The organism is Silicimonas algicola, from assembly GCF_003148765.1.
Taxonomy (GTDB): domain Bacteria; phylum Pseudomonadota; class Alphaproteobacteria; order Rhodobacterales; family Rhodobacteraceae; genus Silicimonas; species Silicimonas algicola.
This window is the reverse complement of sequence record NZ_QGGV01000002.1, coordinates 377,641-399,242: the sequence shown is the minus strand read 5'-3', so window position 1 is coordinate 399,242 and position 21,602 is coordinate 377,641. Positions and strand designations below refer to the sequence as shown.

Genomic DNA, 21,602 nt, shown 5'->3' with positions numbered 1-21,602 from the left:
AGGACGGCGCAGGTCAGTGCGCCTTGGTCGCGATCCGCTTGACCGGCGCATCGCGATAGAGAAGCGACTGCGAGTCGTGAAAGATGTGAACCTTCGAGGGATCGGCCGTCAGGCGCACGGTGCGGCCACGCAGATCCTTGTGGATGCCGCCCAGCTTCGCGATCACGGGGTCCGCGCCTTCGACCGGCTCGAAGTAGAGGAGCGTCACCTCGCCAAGCGCCTCGATGATCGAGACTTTCCCCTCGAACACCGCCTCGCCCGTGGTTTCCGAGAAATCCTCGGGCCTGACGCCGATGTTCACCTGCTTGCCCATGTCGTCGGCGCGCGTCGGGATGGCGGACACGGCCATGCCTCCGCCGGCGAGCCGCACCGTGGTGCGCTCGCCCGTCCCGGTGATCTCGCCCGGGAGCAGGTTCATCGACGGCGAGCCGATGAACTGGGCCACGAACTCGTTCTCGGGCCGCTCGTATAGCTCGAGAGGCGTGCCGACCTGCGCAATGCCGCCGCCGGCAAGGACGACGATGCGGGTGGCCAACGTCATCGCCTCGACCTGGTCGTGGGTGACGTAGACCATCGTCCGCTCGGGCATTGCCTCCTTCAGTTGCGCGATCTCGATCCGGGTCGCGACGCGAAGGGCGGCGTCGAGGTTCGAGAGCGGCTCGTCGAAGAGATAGACCTTGGGGTCCCGCACGATGGACCGGCCGATGGCGACCCTCTGGCGCTGGCCGCCCGACAACTCTTTTGGTAGACGGTCGAGGAGGTTGTGAAGCTGAAGCGTCTTCGCCGCCTTCTCGACGCGCTCGTCGATCTCGGCCTGGGTCTTCTTGGCGATCCGCAGCGCGAAGCTCATGTTCTCGCGCACCGTCATGTGCGGGTAAAGCGCGTAGGACTGGAACACCATCGCGATGCCGCGCTCGGAGGGCGGCACGTCGTTGACGACCTGCCCGTCGATGGTCAGCGTGCCCCCGGTGATCCGCTCGAGGCCCGCGATCATCCGCAGAAGCGTCGACTTTCCGCAGCCCGAGGGGCCGACGAAGACGATCAACTCGCCCTGCTGGATATCGAGGTCGATGTCCCGCAGCACCTGCACGTCGCCATAGGCCTTGGCCACGTCCTTCAGAACCAGTCCAGCCATGTTGTCCTCCCTCGTATCCCTTTGCGCCTTGCGGCGCCTCAGTCTCCCACCACCGCGAAAAGAGCCTGCCAAGGCGGCAGGGTCACGGCGTCTCCATCTTCCTCCGCACGGAACGGCGCCGCGCGGTCGATCCGCCAGGCGCCGTCGGGCATGGTCACGCCGCGATCCTCGTCCGACAGATTGAAGGCGCAGAAGACGCGGGCGTTGTCGTGCTCCCGAATGAACGAGATATAACTCTGGTCCGCCTCGACCGGCAGTTGCCTGCCTTTCAGAAGCGCGCGATGCGCCCGGCGGAATTCGATCATCCGGCGATAGAAGACCAGGATCGACTTTGCGTCGGCATCCTGCGTCTCGACCGCCGAATGGATGTGCTCCATCGCGACCGGCAGCCAGGGCTTGCCGTCCGAGAAGCCGCCGTTCGACAGGTCCGAGTTCCAGGGCATCGGTGTGCGGCAGCCGTCGCGGCCCTTGAACCTGGGCCAGAACCGCTTGCCGTAGGGGTCCTGCAGGTCCTCGAAGGCGATGTAGGCCTCGGTCAGGCCCAGTTCCTCGCCCTGGTAAAGGCAGACCGTGCCGCGCAAAGACAGGAGAAGCGCCATGTAGACGCGCTGCGCGGGGTCCGACAGGTTCCATCGCGAGGCGTGGCGCACGACGTCGTGGTTCGAATAGGCCCAGCAGGGCCATGAGTCGGGGCCAAGACCGACCGACTTGGCGATCGCCGCCTGCACCCGCTCGCCCGTGGGAAACTCGTTCGACAGCAGGTCGAAGTCATAGGCCATGTGCAGCTTGTCGCCGCCCGAGGTATAGGCCGCCTGGATCTCGCCGCCACGCTGCGCGTCGCCAACCTCTCCCACCGAGGTCACCGCGTCGTACTCGTTCAAAAGCAGGCGAAATTCCTTTAGGAATTCAAGGTTTTCGGGGCGGTTCTTGTCGTAGTGGTGGTCCTGGAAATTGTAGGGGTTCACCGACGGGGCGATCTTGTCCGACCGTGACGCATCCGGCAGCGGCGGGTTGTCCCGCAACTCGGCGTCGCAGAAGTAGAAATTGACCGTGTCCATGCGGAAGCCGTCGACACCCTTGTCGAGCCAGAAGCGCGTCACGTCGAGAAGGGCCTTCCTGACGTCCGGGTTGTGGAAGTTGAGGTCGGGCTGCTGGGACAGGAAGTTGTGCAGGTAGTACTGCATCCGCTGCCCGTCCCACTCCCACGCCGGGCCGCCGAAGATCGACAGCCAGTTGTTCGGCGGCGATCCGTCGGGCTTGGCGTCGGCCCACACGTACCACCCAGCCCGAGGGTTGTCGCGCGACGAGCGGCTTTCCTTGAACCAGGGGTGCTGGTCGGACGAGTGGCTGATGACGAGATCGACGATCACCCGGATGCCCAGGTCATGCGCCCTTTCGACCAGCGCGTCGAAGTCTCCGATCGAGCCGAACATCGGGTCGACGTCGCGGTAGTTCGACACGTCGTAGCCGAAGTCGAGCATGGGCGAGGTATAGAACGGCGACAGCCAGATGGCATCGACGCCAAGCGATGCGACGTGCGGCAGGCGGTGGATGATGCCCGACAGATCGCCGATGCCGTCGGCGTTCGAATCCTGGAAGGACCGCGGATAGATCTGATAGATCACCGCGCCACGCCACCAGTCGGGGTCGGAGATGATGGCGGAGTCCGAGGCGACGGTAGGATCCAGGAAACTCATTCAGACGTGGCTCACTTTACGGACCCGGCCAGAAGGCCGCGGACGAGGTAGCGTTGCATCGCGAAGAAGACGACCAGCGGAACGGCGATCGACACGAAGGCGGCGGTGGCGAGGATCTCCCAGTTGCCGCCCCGGGTGCCCAGAAGCTCGACGATCTGGTTCGTCATCACGGTCGTCTCGCCGGTGGCGTCGATCAGGAAGACCTTGGCGACGAGCAGGTCGTTCCAGGTCCAGAGGAACTGGAAGATGGCGAAGGAGGCTAGCGCAGGAAACGACAGCGGCAGGATGATCCGGGTGAAGATCTGGAAGTCCGTGGCGCCGTCGACCTTGGCATTCTCGATGATGTCTCGCGGCAGGCCGACCATGTAGTTTCGCAACAGATAGATCGCGAGCGGCAGGCCGAAGCCCGTGTGCGCCAGCCAGACGCCTAGGTAGCCCTTCCCGATCCCGATGCCGAGGTGCAGCTTCAGAAGCGGGATCAGCGCCAGTTGCAGTGGCACCACCAGCAGGCCCACGACGCAGGCGATCAGAACTGCGCGTCCGGGGAAATCCATCCAGGCCAGCGCATAGGCGGCGAAGGCGGCGATGACGATCGGGATGATGGTCGCCGGAACCGTGACCGTCAGCGTGTTGAAGAAGGCCTTCGCCATCGAGTCGGTCGAGTTGCCCGAGAAGAGCACCTGCCGGTAGTTGGCGAGCGTGAAGTCCGGCGGCACCTCGGCGGTGACGAAGACGCGCTGGCCGCGGCCTCCGGGTTCCTCGACCGAGGTATAGCGATAGCTGCCGTCCTCGTTCACCGTCAGGGTCTCTTCCCCGAACTCGGCAGTCTCGCCCGGACCGAAGGCCGAGACGTCGCGGGAAGAGACGCCGAAACTTTCCACGCTGACGTCACCCTTGGGTGCCGCGGGATCGTCGACGAAGAGGTTGCCCTCGACGATCCAGACGCCGCCCTCCTGCCGCGCCACGTCGGCGCCGCCGGTTCGGACCTGCACGGTCTGCTCGGCGGGGAAGAGCGAGGCCCACCAGCCCGACGCCGATATCTGGTCGGCCGTCCGGAAGGACGACACCAGAAGCCCCACGGTTGGGAAGAGCCACAGCATGACGAGTAGCGCCACCGAGATGTGGACGGCCCAGGTCAGGCCCGATTTCCTGCCGACGACGTTATCCATGTCCCTGCCCTCTCCCTCAGCGCATTTCCTTGCGCGCGTTCCACACGTTCCAGACCAGGATCGGCGAGACGAGCAGCATGATGATGATGGCCGACGCCGACCCCACACCCCAGTCGTTGGCGCGGAAAAGCTTGTCGAACATGTAGTTCGCCAGCACCTGCGTCTCCCACTGGCCGTTCGTCATGGCGTAGACGATGTCGAAGACCTTCAGCACGACGAGCGTGATGGTGGTCCAGACGACGACGATGGTCGGCATGATCTGCGGCACCTTGATCTTGAAGAAGACCTGCAAGGGGCTCGCGCCGTCGACGATGGCGGCCTCGACCGTCTCCTCGGGGATGCCGCGAAGCGCCGCCGAGAGGATGACCATGGCAAAGCCGGTCTGGATCCACACGAGGACGACCATCAGGAAGAAGTTGTTGTAGAAGGGGATCGTCAGCCAGGTCTGCGGTTGTCCGTAAGGCAGGTCCGCCCCGATGATGTTCACGATGGCGCCGAGCGACAGGATGACGAGCCAGGCCGCGAAGGCCGCGCCGATCCCGCGAAGGATCCACATCGGCACCGTGGGTCGCCGCAACGGGCGAAGCATCAGCCATGCGAGCCAGCCTGCGAGTGCTGCGAAGGCGAGAAGCGCCAGCGCCGGCAGAAGCTTGAGCGCGAGGAACGAGCCCACGCCACCCTCGAACTGAAGCCAGACCGCATTCAGGATGCCGATCTGCTCCTGCCCCTCCGCGCGGGTGTCGTAGATCAGCTTGAAGATGACGGCCGCGCCGACGAAGGAGATCGCCATCGGCATGAAGATCAGGGACTTCGCGATGCTGCCCCAGCCGATCCGGTCGGTGAGCTGCGCCGAGAGAAGTCCGAAGGCGGTCGACGCGGCGGGCACCACGATGAGCCACAGCATGTTGTTGCGCATGGCTTCCCAGAACTTCGGCTCGCCGAACATCTGCTGGTAGTTGGCAAGCCCGATGAAGGCGCCGCCGGCGTCACGGTCGGTGAGCGACAGGCGCAGCGTCTCGACGACCGGGTAGCCCAAATAGAGACCCAGGGCGAAGATCGCAGGGAAGAGGAAGAGCCAGGGCCGGATCTGGTTGGCTCGGTTGATGTTGCGCCCGGCGTTCGGTCCGCTCGCGGGGAACAGCACCTTGTCGAGGAAAAGGTTCGAGAAATAGAAGTAGGCGAGGCATCCGCCCACACCGACCACGACGGTCACAAGCCCCAGAAGTGCGGCGTCCATCGGCGTCCCTCCCTGTCCGTCCTTGCGAAGTTTCGCATGCGAAACCAGTTAATTAGCTGGCGCGCTTGATTCAGAAATCGTTAAGGGCACTGGGCGGTGCGGAGCCGCGCCGGATAAGCGCGGCTCCGAAGGTCTTCGATTATTTCAGCGAGTCCCAGCTATCCTGGATCGCCCCGGCCACCTCGGCCGCGTCCTTGCCGCCGGCATAGTCGACCATGCCGGTCCAGAACGAACCCGCACCCACACCGCCCGGCATCAGGTCAGACCCGTCGAAGCGGAAGGTCGTCGCGCCCAGAAGGATGTCGTTCATCTTCCGCAGCGTCGGATCGCCGAAGGTCTCGAGGTTGACGCCCTTGTGCGGAGTCAGGAAGCCCTTGCGCGCCATCCAGATCTCATGCGCCTCGGGGGTCTGGAGATAGGCGATCAACTCGTGCGCCGCCTCGTTCTCGTTGGTGATGGCCCAGACCGTTCCCGCGCCGAGGACGGGTGTTCCGAGATCCTTGTCGGCGTAGGCCGGCAGGTAGAAGAAGTCGGCATCCTCGCCCACCACGGTGCCTTCGGGGAAGAAGGCCGGGATGAACGACGCCTGGCGGTGCAGGTAGCACTGTGGCGGGCTGTCGAAGAGGCCCTTCGGCGCGTCGCGGAAATCGGTCGAGGCGACCGCGCCGGATCCGCCGGCGACATAGTCGTCATTGCGGGCGAAATAGCCAAATTCCTCGATCGCGCCGACGACGGCCGGATCGTCGAAGGGGATCTCATTCGTCACCCACTGGTCATAGACCTCGGGCGGCTGGGTGCGCAGCATCATATCCTCGACCCAGTCGGTCGCCGGCCAGCCCGTGGCTCCGCCCGATCCCAGACCGATGCACCAGGGCGTCTCGCCGTCGGCGACGATCTGGTCGGTCAGGGCCTTCAGCTCTTCCATCGTTTCGGGGACTTCATAGCCGGCGTCCTCGAAGTTCTCGGGGACGTACCAGACCAGCGATTTCACATCGACCTTGTAGAAGAAGCCGTAGAGGTCTTCTTCGCCGTCCGGTCCGGCATAGGTGCCGAGATCGACCCAGGACTGGCCGGCGGCGTAATTTTCATTGATCCATTCGGCTGTTCCGTCGCGGAGAGGCGTCAGGAAGCCGCGCCGGGCCATGTCGGCGGCCAGACCGGGCTGCGGGAACACGGCGACGTTCGGGGCGGAGCCCGCCTCGGCGTCGACCATGATCTGCTGCTCGAAGCTGTCCGATCCGACGTAGCGCACGTCATGGCCAGACTTCTCGGCGAAATCCGCAAGAACGGCCTCGGCGTTTTCCTGGTCTGGTCCGAGCCAGGGTCCGAAGACCGTGATCTGTTCCGCGCTCGCGGCGCCCGCGCTCAGCGCGGCAAGGGCCACGCCAAGGGTGAGTTTCGTCTTCATGATATCCTCCCAAATACGGGCAGACGCCCGCGTCTTCATACTTCCTTCGCGCTTCGTTGCGTCCAAAGCGCTTTGAATGACGTGAGGCTTTCACCGAATCCCATGTGCTGTCAATCCGGGGACGCGGGACCCGCGCTTTGACAAGAGCCGACCACATCCTATTGTGTGCGCGTCCTAAAACGCGACCGCCGCCATGAACCTCAAGGAACTCTCCGCCATCCTCGGCCTCTCGCCGACGACGGTCAGCCGGGCGCTGAACGGCTATCCCGAGGTCAGCGAGGCCACGCGGAGGCGCGTGCTGGCGGAGGCCAAGCGGCAGAACTACCACCCCGACACGCGCGCGAAGAGGCTGGCGACCGGCCGGGCCATGACCATCGGGCACATCCTGCCTGTCTCGAAGGAGCACGAGATGGTCAACCCGATCTTCGCCGACTTCCTGGCCGGCGCGGGCGAGGTCTATGCCGGAGCGGGGTACGACCTGTCGCTCGCGGTGGTGCGGGACGAGGACGAGGCGGAGGCCTACCGCGACCTCGCCCGGCGCGGCACGGTGGACGGCGTGGTGCTGCACGGGCCGAAGCTGGACGACCCGCGCATCCCGCTGCTGCGCGAGTTGGGGTTGCCCTTCGTGGTCCATGGCCGGTCGACGGACGCCGAGGGCGACTACAACTGGGTCGACGTCGACAACCGGCGCGCCTTCGCGCGGGCGGCGCGGCATCTTCTCGACCTCGGGCACCGCCGGATCGCGCTGATCAACGGGTTGGCCGACATGGACTTCGCCCTGCGTCGCCTCTTCGGTTTCTCCGATGCGCTCGCCGAACGCAGCCTTCCGGTGGAGGACCGCTGGACCGCGCATGGCGAGATGACCGAGACATACGGCTATGAGACGGTGCGCGGAATGCTCGAGGCTCACGATCCGCCGACCGCGTTCCTCGTCGCCTCGATCATCCCTGCACTCGGTGCGCGGCGCGCGATCCACGACATGGGCCTTCGCATCGGGGACGAGGTGTCGGTGGTGATCCACGACGACGCGCTGTCCTATTTCCGCAACGAGGGGACGCCGCCCGTCTACACCGCCGTGCGGTCGTCGGTCCGCAAGGCGGGACGGCTCTGCGCCGACCTTCTTCTGCAAAGCATAGCCGAACCGAACCGCGCTCCGGATCATATCCTTCTTGAAGCCGAGCTTTCCCTGGGGCAATCGTCAGGCCCGGCTCCTCGCCTGTTCCGCCAGAGAAAGTCCCGCTGACATGAAGGTCTCCCGTTCCGACTTCCCCGAGGATTTCCGCTTCGGGGTCGCCACCTCGAGCTACCAGATCGAGGGGCACGCCTTCGGCGGCGCGGGCCGGACGCAGTGGGACGACTTCGCCCTGACGCCCGGCAACGTGATGCGCGGCGAGAACGGGGCGACGGCCTGCGACCACTATCACCGGATAGACGCCGACCTCGACCTGATCCGCGACCTGAACGCCGACGTGTACCGCTTCTCGACAAGCTGGGCGCGCGTTTTGCCCGAGGGCACGGGCACGCCGAACGCCGAGGGCCTGGATTTCTACGACCGGCTTGTGGACGGACTTCTGGAACGCGGTCTGAAGCCCGCCGCGACGCTCTATCACTGGGAGTTGCCGGTGGCTCTTCTCGACCGCGGCGGCTGGCGGAACGGCGATATGGCTGACTGGTTCGCCGACTATACGCAGGTCATCATGGGCCGCATCGGCGACCGCGTGTGGTCCGCCGCTCCCATCAACGAGCCCTGGTGCGTGGGCTGGCTGTCGCACTTCATGGGGCTGCACGCGCCGGGCGTCCGCGACATCCGCGCCACCGCGCGCGCCATGCACCACGTCCTTCTCGCGCACGGCCGCTCGATCCAGGCGATGCGGTCGCTCGGCATGTCGAATCTGGGCGCGGTCTGCAACTTCGAATGGGCCGAGCCGATCGACCGGACCGAGGCGGCTGCCAAGGCTGCCGCGCGCTATGACGCGATCTACAACCGTTTCTTCTGCGGCGGGCTCTTCAAGGGCGAGTATCCCGCCGAGGCGCTGGAAGGGCTGGAGCCGCACCTGCCGCAAGGCTGGCAGGACGACTTTCCGACGATCCGCGAGCCCGTCGACTGGTTCGGGGTCAATTACTACACCCGCAAGCTTCTTGCGCCGACGGACGGTCCCTGGCCGTCCTATGCCGAGCACGCCGGCGAGCTTCCCAAGACCACAATGGGGTGGGAGGTCTATCCCGAAGGTCTCTACAACATTCTGAAGCGCACCCACGAGGAATACACCAAGGGCCTGCCCATCTTCGTGACCGAGAACGGCATGTCGGCAAGCGACACCCTGGCAGCCGACGGCAGCGTGCCGGATCCGCACCGCATCGATTACATCGAGCGCCACATGACGCGGGTCCGCGACCTGATCGCCGAGGGCGTGCCGGTCGCGGGCTATTACGTCTGGTCGCTCATGGACAACTTCGAGTGGTCGCTCGGATACGAAAAGCGCTTCGGCCTCGTCCACGTCGACTTCGACACGCTGGAGAGAACGCCCAAGGCATCCTACCTTGCCCTGAAAGAGGCATTCGCACGCGCATGACACATGACTCCGACAGGCTTTCGCTGGTCGCCGACGTCGGCGGCACGAACACCCGCGTGGCGCTCGCCGAGGGCTCGCGTCTTCTGACGGACAGCCTCCGGCGGTTCCGCAACGCGGATCATCCCAGTCTCGAAGACGTGCTGTCGGTCTACGTCGCAGACGAATCCGTCGACTGCGCTGCCGCCGCCGTCGCGGTTGCAGGCCCCGTTCGCGACGGCGAGGGACAGCTGACCAACCTCGACTGGTCGATCGACACGGCCATGCTCGCCCGCGTGACGCGCGCCGAACGGCTCGCCGTCCTGAACGACCTGCAGGCCCAGGCCCATGCCCTTGGCCACATCGCGCCCGACAAGCTGCGCACGGTCATCCCCGCGCGCGAAGGACAGTCCGGGTCGACGCGCCTCGTGGTCGGCGTCGGCACCGGCTTCAACGCCGCCGTCGCGCTTGAAACGCCGGGGGGACGGATTGTGCCCCCCGCCGAATGCGGCCATGTCACCATGCCCGTCCGCACGGCCGAGGCCCTGGGCCTCGCCGAGTTCGTCGACGACCGTCACGGCTTCGCCTCGGTCGAGGACGTGCTGTCGGGACGCGGCCTCGAAAACATCTACGCCTGGAAAGCCGGGCGAAGCCGGTCGACGGCCGAGATCCTTTCCGCCGTGGACGACGACCCTGACGCGACCCGGTCGGTCGAGTGGTTCGTGCGCCTGATGGGGGCGGTCGCGGGCGACCTGGCCCTGATCTACCTGCCCTTCGGCGGCCTGTTCCTGATCGGCGGGATGAGCCGTGCGATGACGCCCTATTTCGACCGCTTCGGTTTCGCCGAGAGCTTCTGCGACAAGGGCCGCTTCTCGGACTTCCTGGGCCAGTTTCCGGTTTCGGTGGTCGAGGACGATTTCGCGGCGCTGAGCGGCCTTGCCGCGCACCTCGCCGACAGCAGGACATAAGGCCACTCGCCCCTTCCAGAGTAACCGCATCTTAAGACGCCCCGGTCTAATCAGCACGGGCCGAAGGACGATGATCCGACGGTCTCAGGTCTGGAATCGAGGTGTTTGGATGGCGAAGCGGGTGAAGCTTGACGCTCGGCTGGATTCTGCGGCGGCCGACAGGTTGCGCGCGCAGTTGAAGGAGTCCGCGGACAGCGATCTGACGCTGGACGGCACGGCGGTCGAGATGCTGGGCGGGCTCTGCCTGGAGCTCCTTCTGTCGGCCCGGTCGCTGTGGTCGGCGCGCGCCAGGGCGTTCGCCGTCGATGCGCCCTCGGCGGCCATGATCGACGATCTGACGCGCTATGGCCTGACACCCGCAGCGCTCGCGGGAGACCCGGCATGAGCATCTCGGTCCTCGCCGTCGACGACAGCCGCACCATGCGCGACATGATCACCCTCGCGCTCGTGTCGGAAGGGTTCGAAGTCCACCTCGCCGAAGACGGGCAGCACGGGCTCGAGGTGCTCGACGACATCGAGCCCGACGTTATCATCACCGACATCAACATGCCGCGCCTCGACGGCTTCGGCTTCATCGATGCGGTCCGCGCGCGCGACGACGCGCGCACGATCCCCATCCTCGTGTTGACGACGGAAAGCTCGACCGACCTCAAGACGCGCGCCCGGAATGCCGGCGCCACCGGCTGGATCGTCAAACCCTTCGCGCAGGACAAGCTGGTCCGCGCGCTTCGCATGGTCACAGGATAGGAGCGAGTACCGTGTCCGACCCGATGCAGGAAATCATGGCGTCGTTCTTCGTCGAGTGCGAGGAGTTGCACGAGGCGCTGGTCGATGCCCTCCAGACCATGGCCGACGGCGAATCCGACGTCGAGACGATCAACGTCGCGTTCCGCGCGGTGCATTCCATCAAGGGTGGCGCGGGCGCCTTCGGGCTCAACGAGCTCGTCGAATTCGCGCACCAGTTCGAAACGGTCATGGACGCCTGCCGCTCCGGCGCGCTTGTGCCCGACGACGCGCTTCACGCGCTGTTCCTGCGCTGCGCCGACATGCTGTCGGACCTGATCCGCTGCTCGCGCGATGGCGAGGAGATCGACAGCGGCACGTCGGCCGCGTTGATCGCCGAACTGTCGGGCTACGCCGGCGGGCCCGGCCATGACGAGCCCGCGCCTGTCATCGACTTCCAGCCCATGACGCTGGACCTTCTCGATCTGGGCGGCGGTCTCGACGTCCTGCCCGACCTGCCATTGCTCGACGCGATCGAGCCCGATCCGGCGGCGGTCGGCGTCACGGTCGAATTCCGCCCCGAGGGCGAGCTTTACGAAAGCGGCAACGAGCCCCTGTTTCTTCTCAAGACCCTCGCGGATCTCGGCCCCTGCGAGATCGATTGCGCCTTCGCTCCACCCGAGACCATCCAGGATCTGGACCGCCCCGGCGGCCGCTTGACCTGGACGATCCGCATCGGCGGCGACGCAACGCCCGCCGCGGTGCAGGAGGTCTTCGAGTTCGCCGAGGGCCTCTGCCATCTGAAGGTCATGTCCTCCGGCGGTCCCGCCCTGCCGGTCCTCGAGAGGACTCTCGACGACATGGAAGATGACGACGATGAAGCACTCGCCGCGCCTCCGCCCCTCGCACAGATCCCCGCCGCCCGTGAAGCGCGATCCGAGCCCAGGGCAGCGGCCCCCCAGCCCAAGACCTCGCCCACGGTCCGCGTCGATCTCGACCGCATCGAGCGTCTCGTGAATCTCGTGGGCGAACTCGTCATCAACCAGGCGATGCTGTCGCAATCCATCGCGGAACAGAACATTGCACCCAATTCGCCCGTCAGCGCGGGCCTCGACGAGTTCATGCAACTCACGCGGAACATCTAGGAAAGCGTGATGATGATCCGCGCGCAGCCCGTGAAGTCGCTGTTCCAGCGGATGTCGCGGATCGTGCGCGAGGCCTCGGCTGCCGTGAACAAGACGGTGCGCCTGACCACCGAAGGCGACGGGACCGAGATCGACAAGACCGCCATCGAACGCCTCGCCGATCCGCTGACCCACATGATCCGGAACGCCGTCGACCACGGGCTCGAATCGACCGAAAGGCGCTTGGCCACAGGCAAGCCGAAGACGGGCGAGATCCGCCTCAGCGCCGCGCACCGGTCGGGCCGCGTCATCATCGAGGTGTCGGACGACGGCGGCGGTATCAACCGCGAGAAGGTTCAGTCCATCGCAGCCGCCAAGGGCCTGATCCCCGAGGGCGCGACGCTGAGCGATTCCGAGATCGACCAGCTTCTTTTCCTGCCGGGATTCTCGACGGCGACCGAGGTGTCGGCACTTTCGGGGCGCGGCGTTGGCATGGACGTCGTGAAGACGCAGATCACCTCGCTCGGCGGCCGCGTCACCATCGATTCGGTTGCGGGCGTGGGCACCACCTTCGCGATTTCGCTGCCGCTCACGCTCGCCGTTCTCGACGGCATGGTCGTGACCGTGGCGGGCGAGACGCTGGTGATCCCGCTCAACGCCATCGTCGAGACCCTGTCGCTTTCGCCCTCGGACTTGCGCCTCGTCGGGCCGGGCCAGCAGGTGCTCTGCGTGCGTGAGCAGTTCGTCCCGGTGCTCGATCTCGGCGTCGAGCTCGGCTACCGCGTCGGATCCCAGGTCCGCGAAGGCACCATCGCGCTTCTCATCTCGCCCGAGGAAGGCGTTCTCGTCGCCCTCCTCGTCGACACGATCGAGGACCAGCGCCAGGTCGTCATCAAGGGGTTGCAGGAAAGCTATGGCCGCGTCCCCGGCGTGGCGGCCGCCACCATCCTCGGCGACGGCCAGATCGCCCTGATCCTCGACCCCAACGACCTCGTCCAGAACGTCTCGGGCGAGGACCGCTTCGTCATGCAGAAAAGGGCTTCCTGAGATGACCGCACATGTCGAAAGGGACGGTTCGTCCGCCGATCCCGCCGCCTCCAGCAGGACGGAATACCTGTCGTTCCGGATCGGCGAGAGCGAATACTCGGTCGAGATCATGTCCGTCCGCGAAATCCGCGGCTGGACGCGCACCACCTCGCTGCCGCACGCGCCCAATTTCGTGCGCGGCGTCATCAACCTGCGCGGCACGGTCCTGCCGGTGATCGACCTCGCGCTGAGACTGGGACTGCCCGCCTCCGACCCCGAGGACCGCAACGTGATCATCGTCGTCGACGTGGGATCGCGGGTGATGGGTCTCAGGGTCGACGCCGTGTCGGACATCCTGTCCTTTTCGCGCGACCAGCTTCAGCCGCCGCCCGAGATGACCCAGAAGTCACGCTTCGTGCGCGCACTGACCGTTCTCGACGACCGGATGGTGCGCCTCCTCGACCTCGAGGCCGTCCTGCCGTCGACCGAAGAGATCGCGGCATGACGACGCTTCAGGCCGCATCCCAGGGGGCGCAGCTTTCCGACGCCGAGTTCGCGCGGCTCGCCGCGATCGCCGCGAAGGAAGCCGGCCTGTCGATCCCCTCGTCGAAGAAGTCGCTGGTGCAGTCGCGCATCGCGCGGCGGATGCGCGAGCTTGGCCTCCGGGACTGCGGCGCCTACCTCGCGCGGCTCGATTCCGACGCCTCCGAGACGCGGGAGCTCATCTCGGTCCTGACCACCAATGTCTCGAACTTCTATCGCGAACGCCACCATTTCGAGTATCTGCTCGCCAAGGTCGTGCCGCACCTCGCGGAGAAGCTTCGGCGTGGCGGGCGCGTGCGGATCTGGTCGGCCGGATGCTCCAGCGGGCAGGAACCCTATACCATCGCCCTCGAGCTTCTGAAGGCGATGCCCGAGGCAAGCTACGGCGACATCCTGGTTCTCGGCTCGGACATCGATCCCAAGATCCTACGCCGGGCAGTCGACGGCGTTTACACTCATGCAGACCTCGAGCCCGTCGAACCCGCCGACCGCCGCGCCTTCTTCCAGGCGGCGGGCGACGGCCATATGCGCGTGGCGGACCGCGTCCGCGCACTGGTGCGGTTCCGCGAACTGAACCTGCACGCAACCTGGCCCATGAAGGGCACCTTCGACGCGATATTCTGCCGAAACGTGGTGATCTATTTCGACGACGAGGTACAGCGCCGTCTCTGGCCACGGTTTCGCGAAAAGCTGGAACCAGGAGGCTGCCTCTTCCTGGGACATTCCGAACGCATCCACCCCCTCGACGATACGGGGTTCAGGACCGCCGGCGTCACGATCTATCAGAAAACGTAAAACAAAAACGAGAGGCGCAGGAAATCAATGTCACTGAGAGACCAGCTTCGCGTCATGGTAGTCGACGACATGTCGACGAGCCGGGGCCTGATCACACAGGCACTCGACGCCATCGGCATCCGCAACGTGGCGACCGCGTCGGACGGGAAATCCGCCCTGGCCTCGCTTGCCAAGTCGCCGGTCCATCTGGTGATCTCGGACTACAACATGCCCGAGATGGACGGGTTGCACCTTCTTCACTACCTGCGGAACACGCCGCAGACGCAGAAGACCGGATTTCTGCTCATCACGGGCCGCGCCGACCCCGCCATCATCAACAAGGGCAAGCAACTGGGCATGAACAACTTCCTGCCGAAGCCGTTCCAGCCGGCAGATCTCAAGTCGGCCATCGAAGCGATTGTGGGCCGGCTCTAGGTGATCCAGGACGACCTCCATACGCTGTCGGTCAGACCCGAGGACGTGGCGCGCATCCTCAGCGCGATGGCGCAACTCATGGACCAGATGCACAAGCGCGATCTCGCGTTGCAGGATGCGATCTCGGACCTGACCGACCTCGCCGCGCCGATCCCCGAGAGCCTGCGGCACATCCAGCACATCGACCTTGTCACGCAGACGCACAGCGAACTTGCCCGGTTCCTGCCGCAGCTCGCCGACTGCCTGGTCGGCCATCCGGTGCATCATCGAAAGCTCGCGGGGGCGCTGACGCTTCACAGCCTTCAGAACCTTCTGCTGGGGCAACGGACCGAGGCCGAAAGCGTCGAGGCGGGGGAGCTTTCGTTGTTCTGAGGGAGGAGAAGTCGGGCGATGTGAAACGCGTTCGTCGCGGCACAGAAAGGCGAGTTCCTCAGACGGACGGTCACGCGGGGACAGGCGCGGCTCGGGTTCGCTGGCGTTTCACGCGGACATCAGCGGCTGAGGTGGTGTCCCGGAATACAGTGTTGCGGGGTGAGCGGAGGGTGTGGGCCCGGTGACGACGTGGACCACGCCGGGGCCGGACGCAAGCGAGCGAAACCTTGTGTGGTCACGGTGTCTGGCGGACGATTTCCGCGGTCCGAAGGACATCTACCTAATGAGGGGCCTGCATCTGCCGGTCTCCGCTGCGACACCTTCGGCAATCTGTTAGGCGCTTCGGTCCCGTCCTACCGTCGCCTGCGCGCGCTGATGATCCGCCATACGCCGGGTGCGCAAACAGAAGCCGATTCAAGCCTATGCTGGTCTTCGCATCCGCGCGACCGCTCAGCGGCTGCAGTTTCGGCGCGCGACATGGACGGGATAAGACCCACCCCAGGCGGCGCCCCCATCCTCCGCCGACATCGATGGCTCTGCGCCGGACCTTCCCCGCTGCCGGTCGCTCGTCCTTGTCACGCGCGAAGCCGCGGCAACCGCGCTCCGATCGCCGGCGTCGGCCTCAGGCCTCCAGCTCCGCATCCCAGTAGAGGAAGTCGAGCCAGGTCTCGTGCAGGTGGTTCGGCGGAAACTTCCGACCCTGATTGCGCAACTCCTCGGCGGCGGGCCGGCTTGGGGCGCGAAGCAGGCTCATGCCGGAGCGCGACAGCGACTTCGCGCCCTTGCGCAGGTTGCAGGACGAGCAGGCGGCGACGACGTTTTCCCAACTGGTCACGCCGCCGCGCGCACGGGGCACGACATGATCGAAGGTCAGATCGCCCTTGGCGCCACAGTACTGACAGCGGAATTCGTCGCGCAGGAAGAGGTTGAACCGGGTGAAGGCCACGCGCTTCTGGGGCTTCACGTAGTCTTTCAGAACGACGACCGACGGGATGCGAATTTCGGTCGAGGGACTGCGCACGACCTCGTCGTATTCGGCGATGATCTGCACGCGGTCGAGCCAGGCGGCCTTGACCGCTTCCTGCCAGGGCCAGAGCGACAGGGGATAATAGCTGAGCGGGCGGTAATCGGCGTTCAGGACCAGCGCGGGGTGATTCCGCAGACTGTTCGGCTCACGCACGAAACTCGTTCTGAAATCCAAGCTCATCCGCGACTCCGGCTCCGCCCTGCCTGCCTCATGGCGCCAAGACGAGACGCCCCGCCTCGATACATTGAGGAAACTATATATGGAGGCTCGATACCTGCAACCCCCATGATCGGCCTTACCGGCAGCCTGCAACGATCGTGTGACGGCCTCAAAGGGGATCGTCGATCGACAGCCTCTCGCGCAGGAAGGACAGGGCCACGGAGAGGCCGTCTGGGGCGATGCCGTGCCCGGTCCCTTGCATGACGTGGCCGAAGACCTCGAAGCCCGCCGCCTGAAGCGCCGCGCCCGCCGCCTTCATCTCGGCGAAAGGGACGACATCGTCGACGTCGCCGTGGATCAGGAGGACCGGCAGACGGGACCGCGCTTCGGCCGCGAGAAGCTCGGGCGCCAGAAGCCGGCCCGAGAAGGCGACGATGCCGGCAAGGGGTTCGGCGCGTCGGGGGGCGACGTGGAGGCTCATCATCGACCCCTGACTGAAGCCCACGAGCATCAGGCGGTCCGGCGCCAGTCCCTCGTCCGCCAGCACCTTGTCGATGAAGGCATCAAGGGTCTTGGCGGACCGGCGCAGGCCCTCGGCGGCGGCGGCCTCGGTCGAGCCGTCGATCCAGGGGATCGGAAACCACTGGAAGCCCATGGGGTTCGCCATCGACCGCTCGGGCGCATCGCAGGCAAGGAAGACCGTGTCGGGCATATGCGCCGCCAGCGGTTCGGCCAGCCCCAGAAGGTCGGCGCCGTCCGCGCCGTAGCCGTGCAGGAACAGGACCGCCGACGTGTCCTCGCCCGAGGCCGAGGCCCGCCGCCGGAAATTCAGTTCGCTCATCGGATTCCTTCCCTTTCGCGCGCGACGCGGTAGTAGGCCCAGAGCAGCCGCGCGGCCACGCCGCGCCAGGGCGCCCAGGTCTCGGAGTGGAGCCGCAGCGCGCGTTCGCTCGGCCGTTCGGGCATCTCGAAGAGGATCCGCGCCGCCTCCTGCAGGGCCAGGTCGCCGGGCGCGAAGACGTCGGCGCGACCAAGCGAGAACATGGCATAGATCTCGGCCGTCCAGCGGCCGATGCCCGGCACCTCGACCAGCGTCCGGATGACGTCGTCCGTGGGCATCTCGCGGAGGTCGGCGAAACGGATGCCCGACGCGGCGAGCGCACGGGCATAACGCGCCTTCTGCCGTGAGAGGCCGCAGGCCCGAAGCTCCTCATCGGACGCCCACATGACCTTGCGCGGCCCCGTGAGGCGCGCTGCCTGCAGCCGGCCCCAGATCGCGTCGGCGGCGGCGACCGAGACCTGCTGGCTGACGATGGCGTCGAGAAGGGCCGGAAAGCCGTCCTTGCGGCGGCGGAGCGGCAGAGGTCCGGTCAGGGTCAATGCGTGCGCGAAACGAGGCTCGGCGGCGGCAAGGAAGGCCGCGCCCTCGGCTACGCAATCGGGCGTCTCGATGATGCGTCCGACGGTCATTCGGCACTCTCCCAGGGTCGGGGAAAGCTATACGCCCGTTCCCCGGTGTCAAACCGTCTCTTCGCCGCTTGCCGCTGCCGGTCCGAAGGACTAACCGGCGGACATGACCGCATCCGTCCCCTCTGAAAAGCGCAACCTCGCGATTCTCGTCGCGGCGCAGGGGTTCCTCGGCTCGCAGATGCCGATGATCTTCACCATCGGCGGGCTGGCGGGCCAGTCGCTGGCGCCGAACCCGTGCTTCGCGACGCTGCCGATCTCGCTGATCGTGCTGGGCTCGATGCTGTCGGCGACGCCGCTTTCGGCCCTGATGCAGCGCTTTGGCCGCAGGGTGGGATTCGCGGTCGGTGCGGGCGGGGGCGCCGTCGGTGCGATGCTGGGCGCCTGGGGTCTGTCGACGCAGAGCTTCGGGCTGTTCCTTCTCGGATCGCTTTTCACCGGCGTCTACATGTCCGCGCAGGGCTTCTATCGCTTCGCCGCGACCGACACGGCGTCCGAGGCGTTCCGGCCGAAGGCGATCTCCTACGTCATGGCGGCTGGCCTCGTCAGCGCGATCCTCGGGCCGCAACTTGTCAAGGCGACGGCGGACGCGATGGTGACGCCGTTCCTCGGGACTTACCTCACGGTCATCGCGATCAACCTTTTCGGCTCGCTCCTGTTCGTGTTCCTGAACATTCCCCGCCCCGCCGCCATCGCGGACATCGACCGGGGGCGGTCGCGGATCGAGCTTCTGAAGACGCCGGGCATCCTCGTCGCCATCATCTGCGCGATGGTGTCCTACGCGCTGATGAACCTGGTGATGACCTCGACGCCGCTGGCCGTCGTGGGCTGTGGCTTCGACAAGGGCAACGCCGCCGACGTGGTTTCGGCGCATGTCCTCGCGATGTTCGTGCCGTCCTTCTTCACCGGCCATCTGATCGCGCGCTTCGGGGCGCGGACCATCGTCGCAACCGGCCTTGCTATCCTCGCCGGGGCGGGTGCCGTCGCGCTGTCGGGCACGGAGCTCGAGAATTTCTTCGGCGCGCTCGTCCTTCTCGGCATCGGCTGGAACTTCGGCTTCATTGGCGCGACGACGATGCTGGCCGCGCAACACACGCCGGGAGAGAGGGGCCGCGTGCAGGGTCTGAACGACATGATCGTCTTCGGCTGCGTGACGCTGGCCTCGCTGTCGTCGGGCGGGCTGATGAACTGCTCGGGTGGCACGCCGCAGGAGGGCTGGACGGCGGTCAACCTGGCGATGGCGCCGTTCCTGACCCTGGCCGGCGCGGCGCTGATCTGGCTGGCGTTCCAGGGGCGCGAGTCGCGCGCCTGACGGCTTCGGCACCTTGAGACGAAACGGCCAAAAAAAACGCCCGCACGAAGCGGGCGTTGAGTTATTGAGGCAGGTTTCATACAGGCAAGAAACCTATCGAGCAGTAGGGCAGTTATACGCACGAAATCGCCGCTGTCCAAGCTAAAAGTTTGATAACTCTGGCAACGGTGCCTAGGCTTCGCCAAAGCTCAGCGAAAAAAGGGATTGTCCACATCATGCACCTTGCCCGGCTCGCCGCGCTTGCCGCCAGCGCGTTTTTCCTTGCCGCTCCCTCTCTCGCCGAGCCCAAACATGGCATAGCTATGTATGGCGAGCCTGCCCTCCCACCCGATTTTGTGTCCCTGCCTTACGCCAACCCGGACGCGCCCAAGGGAGGCTCGATCGTGCAGGGCGAAGTCGGCAATTTCGATTCGCTCAATTCCTTCATCGTTAAGGGCCGGGTGCCCTGGCAGTTGCGCTATCTGACGGTCGAGAGCCTGATGGGGCGAAGCTATGACGAGCCCTTCACTCTGTACGGTCTTCTGGCCGAATCGGTCGAGGTCGCCGACGACCGGTCCTGGGTCGAATTCACGCTGCGTCCCGAAGCCGAATTCTCGGACGGAAGTCCCGTCACGGTCGAGGACGTGCTCTGGTCGTACGAGACGCTCGGCACCGTCGGCCATCCCCGCTATCTCGGCGCCTGGCAGAAGGTCGCGGCGGCCGAGGCGACGGGCGAGCGCACCGTCCGCTTCACCTTCACTGAGCGCGACGACGAGCTTCCGCTGCTCATGGGCCTGCGCCCCATCCTGAAGAAGGCCCAGTGGGAGGGCGTCGACTTCGCCGAGTCGGGAACCGAAATCGTGCCCATCACCTCGGCGCCCTACATCATCGACACATTCGAGACGGGCCGGTCCGTCACGCTGAAGCGCAACCCGGACTATTGGGGCGATGGCGTGGTGCCATTCATGACAGGTCAGGCGAACCTCGACGAGATCCGGATGGAGTTCTTCACCGACGCAACCGCCATGTTCGAGGCCTTCAAGGCGGGTATCCTGAACACCATGCGCGAGACCAACGCGCAGAAGTGGGAGACGCAGTACGACTTCCCCGCCGTGACCACGGGCAAGATCGTGAAGTCGATCATCCCCCACGAGCGCCCGTCGGGCATGTGGGGCTTCGTGATGAACACGCGGCGGCCCGAATTTCAGGACTGGCGGGTGCGCGAGGCGCTGATCACCGCCTTCCCGTTCGAATTCATCAACGAGACCATCAACGGCGAGCCCCTGCCCCGTGCTTCGTCCTATTACGCCAACTCGGTCCTGGCCATGGACCCGGGCCCGGCCCAGGGACGCGAGCTGGAGCTTCTCGAGCCCTTCGCCGACAAGCTCCCGCCCGGCGCCGTCGAGGGCTACACCCTGCCCGAGGGCGACGGGACCGAGCGGAACCGCACCTCGACCCGCAAGGCGCTGGCGCTGATGGAGGAGGCCGGCTGGACGCTGGAGGACGGCGCGCTGAAGAACGCGGCTGGCGAGACCTTCGGTTTCGACATCCTGCTGTCGGCAGGGTCAACCGAATACGGCCAGATCGCCGACATCTATGCCCGCGCGCTTGAGCGCCTGGGCGTCGCGGTCACGATCACCTCGGTCGACTCGGCGGAATACAAGGCCCGGTCGGACAAGTTCGACTTCGACATGACCTGGTTCGAGCGCGGCCTGTCGCTGTCGCCCGGCAACGAACAGTACCTCTACTGGGGCGCCGAGGCGGCCGACGTCGAGGGCAGCCGCAATCTGATGGGCGCGAAGGACCCCGCCATCGACGCGATGATCGATGCCATGCTGACCTCGGAGGACCAGGAAGACTTCCGGGCGGCGGTCAAGGCGTTGGACCGGGTGTTGATGGCAGGCCGCTATGTCGTGCCGATCTGGTTCAGCCCCGACGCAAAGATTGCCCACGCGGCTGAGCTGAAGTATCCCGAAACCCTGCCGATGTACGGCGATTTCATCGGATTCCAGCCGGATGTATGGTGGTACGAGGAGTAGGGACACATGAGGAAGATCGTTCTTTTCGCCGCCGTCGCCCTGGCGCTGGCTGGCTGCAACACGCTTGAAGGCGTCGGCGAGGACATCTCGTCGGGCGCGCGCGCGATCGACCGGGCGATCTGACGACCTGCGTTTCCGGGCGTTAAGGATCGCTTAGAGTTCGGCTGTCAGGCTTGGTCGCGACGCAACCGACCGGAGTCAGACGATGAACCGCTTCCGCCACGACCTTGCCGCCCTCGGCATCGACGCCATCTGCGCCCGCTTTCCCTTCGCGACCGTCGACGATGTGGCTGCCGCCGTGGCAGACCCCGACCTTCTGGCACGCTATCTCGCACGAACGCACGACCTGACCCTGGCGGAGGCGGGCGAGATGCTGGACTGGCTGCACGTGGCGGACACCTCGCACCGCGAGGCCGCCTGACCAGGGGAGCCATGTTGTCTCGCCCATCTCGCGGGCGT

Annotated in this window: 23 protein-coding genes; 15 read left to right on the top strand and 8 right to left on the bottom strand. The window is 66.0% G+C overall.

Annotation, left to right across the window (positions count from 1 at the left end; genetic code table 11):
• Nucleotides 1–13: 13 nt before the first annotated feature.
• The 5 genes from C8D95_RS06350 to C8D95_RS06330 form a co-directional block, all read right to left on the bottom strand.
• Entirely contained in the window at nucleotides 14–1,135 is a 1,122-nt protein-coding gene (locus C8D95_RS06350; RefSeq protein WP_109758318.1) for an ABC transporter ATP-binding protein, read from the bottom strand.
• Nucleotides 1,136–1,173: 38 nt separating this feature from the next.
• Nucleotides 1,174–2,832 (bottom strand): alpha-amylase family glycosyl hydrolase, encoded by a 1,659-nt coding sequence (locus C8D95_RS06345; RefSeq protein WP_109758317.1) that lies wholly within the window; start codon nucleotides 2,830–2,832, stop codon nucleotides 1,174–1,176.
• Nucleotides 2,833–2,843: 11 nt separating this feature from the next.
• Nucleotides 2,844–4,001: a carbohydrate ABC transporter permease gene (locus C8D95_RS06340; RefSeq protein WP_109758316.1), complete on the bottom strand. Its 1,158-nt coding sequence runs from the start codon at nucleotides 3,999–4,001 to the stop codon at nucleotides 2,844–2,846.
• Between the two features lie 16 nt (nucleotides 4,002–4,017).
• Nucleotides 4,018–5,238, bottom strand: coding sequence for a carbohydrate ABC transporter permease (locus C8D95_RS06335; RefSeq protein WP_109758315.1), 1,221 nt, complete (start codon nucleotides 5,236–5,238; stop codon nucleotides 4,018–4,020).
• 139 nt (nucleotides 5,239–5,377) lie between these two features.
• A complete protein-coding gene (locus C8D95_RS06330) occupies nucleotides 5,378–6,646 on the bottom strand; it encodes an ABC transporter substrate-binding protein (RefSeq protein WP_109758540.1) in 1,269 nt (422 codons plus the stop codon).
• Between the two features lie 193 nt (nucleotides 6,647–6,839).
• Here C8D95_RS06330 and C8D95_RS06325 point away from each other — a divergent pair, with 193 nt between their 5' ends.
• From C8D95_RS06325 to C8D95_RS06280, 11 genes are all read left to right on the top strand, one after another.
• Nucleotides 6,840–7,889, top strand: coding sequence for a LacI family DNA-binding transcriptional regulator (locus tag C8D95_RS06325; protein ID WP_109758314.1), 1,050 nt, complete (start codon nucleotides 6,840–6,842; stop codon nucleotides 7,887–7,889).
• A gap of 1 nt (nucleotide 7,890) precedes the next feature.
• Nucleotides 7,891–9,219, top strand: a complete 1,329-nt coding sequence (locus C8D95_RS06320; protein WP_109758313.1) for a GH1 family beta-glucosidase — start codon at nucleotides 7,891–7,893, stop codon at nucleotides 9,217–9,219.
• The gene (locus C8D95_RS06315) at nucleotides 9,216–10,163 is read left to right on the top strand and encodes a glucokinase (RefSeq protein WP_109758312.1); all 948 of its coding nucleotides are present in this window, start codon (nucleotides 9,216–9,218) and stop codon (nucleotides 10,161–10,163) included. The genes C8D95_RS06320 and C8D95_RS06315 overlap by 4 nt, the downstream gene beginning before the upstream one ends.
• Nucleotides 10,164–10,272: 109 nt before the next feature.
• Nucleotides 10,273–10,548 (top strand): STAS domain-containing protein, encoded by a 276-nt coding sequence (locus C8D95_RS06310; protein ID WP_164721676.1) that lies wholly within the window; start codon nucleotides 10,273–10,275, stop codon nucleotides 10,546–10,548.
• Nucleotides 10,545–10,910 carry a response regulator gene (locus C8D95_RS06305; RefSeq protein ID WP_109758310.1) on the top strand — a complete coding sequence of 122 codons (366 nt, stop codon included), beginning with the start codon at nucleotides 10,545–10,547 and terminating at the stop codon, nucleotides 10,908–10,910. The genes C8D95_RS06310 and C8D95_RS06305 overlap by 4 nt, the downstream gene beginning before the upstream one ends.
• Nucleotides 10,911–10,921: 11 nt before the next feature.
• Nucleotides 10,922–12,031: an Hpt domain-containing protein gene (locus C8D95_RS22470; protein ID WP_241239659.1), complete on the top strand. Its 1,110-nt coding sequence runs from the start codon at nucleotides 10,922–10,924 to the stop codon at nucleotides 12,029–12,031.
• A 9-nt stretch (nucleotides 12,032–12,040) separates the two neighbouring features.
• Nucleotides 12,041–13,057 (top strand): chemotaxis protein CheA, encoded by a 1,017-nt coding sequence (locus C8D95_RS22465; protein WP_241239660.1) that lies wholly within the window; start codon nucleotides 12,041–12,043, stop codon nucleotides 13,055–13,057.
• Nucleotide 13,058: 1 nt separating this feature from the next.
• Nucleotides 13,059–13,541, top strand: coding sequence for a chemotaxis protein CheW (locus C8D95_RS06295; protein WP_109758309.1), 483 nt, complete (start codon nucleotides 13,059–13,061; stop codon nucleotides 13,539–13,541).
• Nucleotides 13,538–14,374 (top strand): CheR family methyltransferase, encoded by an 837-nt coding sequence (locus tag C8D95_RS06290; RefSeq protein ID WP_109758308.1) that lies wholly within the window; start codon nucleotides 13,538–13,540, stop codon nucleotides 14,372–14,374. Before C8D95_RS06295 ends, C8D95_RS06290 begins: the two co-directional genes overlap by 4 nt.
• Nucleotides 14,375–14,401: 27 nt before the next feature.
• On the top strand, nucleotides 14,402–14,788 hold the full coding sequence (locus C8D95_RS06285) for a response regulator (RefSeq protein ID WP_109758307.1): 387 nt from the start codon (nucleotides 14,402–14,404) through the stop codon (nucleotides 14,786–14,788).
• On the top strand, nucleotides 14,789–15,160 hold the full coding sequence (locus C8D95_RS06280) for a hypothetical protein (RefSeq protein WP_109758306.1): 372 nt from the start codon (nucleotides 14,789–14,791) through the stop codon (nucleotides 15,158–15,160).
• 622 nt (nucleotides 15,161–15,782) lie between these two features.
• Here the strand turns inward: C8D95_RS06280 and C8D95_RS06275 are convergent.
• From C8D95_RS06275 to C8D95_RS06265, 3 genes are all read right to left on the bottom strand, one after another.
• Complete coding sequence (locus C8D95_RS06275; RefSeq protein WP_109758305.1) at nucleotides 15,783–16,367, bottom strand: HNH endonuclease; 585 nt, start codon at nucleotides 16,365–16,367, stop codon at nucleotides 15,783–15,785.
• Between the two features lie 148 nt (nucleotides 16,368–16,515).
• The gene (locus tag C8D95_RS06270) at nucleotides 16,516–17,187 is read right to left on the bottom strand and encodes an alpha/beta hydrolase (protein WP_109758304.1); all 672 of its coding nucleotides are present in this window, start codon (nucleotides 17,185–17,187) and stop codon (nucleotides 16,516–16,518) included.
• Entirely contained in the window at nucleotides 17,184–17,816 is a 633-nt protein-coding gene (locus C8D95_RS06265) for a DNA-3-methyladenine glycosylase family protein (RefSeq protein ID WP_109758303.1), read from the bottom strand. The genes C8D95_RS06270 and C8D95_RS06265 overlap by 4 nt, the downstream gene beginning before the upstream one ends.
• A 103-nt stretch (nucleotides 17,817–17,919) precedes the next feature.
• On the opposite strand from C8D95_RS06265, the gene C8D95_RS06260 reads away from it, so the two are divergent.
• From C8D95_RS06260 to C8D95_RS06245, 4 genes are all read left to right on the top strand, one after another.
• On the top strand, nucleotides 17,920–19,125 hold the full coding sequence (locus C8D95_RS06260) for an MFS transporter (protein WP_109758302.1): 1,206 nt from the start codon (nucleotides 17,920–17,922) through the stop codon (nucleotides 19,123–19,125).
• A 215-nt stretch (nucleotides 19,126–19,340) separates the two neighbouring features.
• A complete protein-coding gene (locus C8D95_RS06255; RefSeq protein ID WP_109758301.1) occupies nucleotides 19,341–21,143 on the top strand; it encodes an extracellular solute-binding protein in 1,803 nt (600 codons plus the stop codon).
• Nucleotides 21,144–21,149: 6 nt separating this feature from the next.
• Complete coding sequence (locus tag C8D95_RS06250) at nucleotides 21,150–21,266, top strand: lipoprotein (protein WP_109758300.1); 117 nt, start codon at nucleotides 21,150–21,152, stop codon at nucleotides 21,264–21,266.
• 82 nt (nucleotides 21,267–21,348) lie between these two features.
• Complete coding sequence (locus C8D95_RS06245; RefSeq protein WP_109758299.1) at nucleotides 21,349–21,564, top strand: hypothetical protein; 216 nt, start codon at nucleotides 21,349–21,351, stop codon at nucleotides 21,562–21,564.
• Nucleotides 21,565–21,602: the final 38 nt, after the last annotated feature.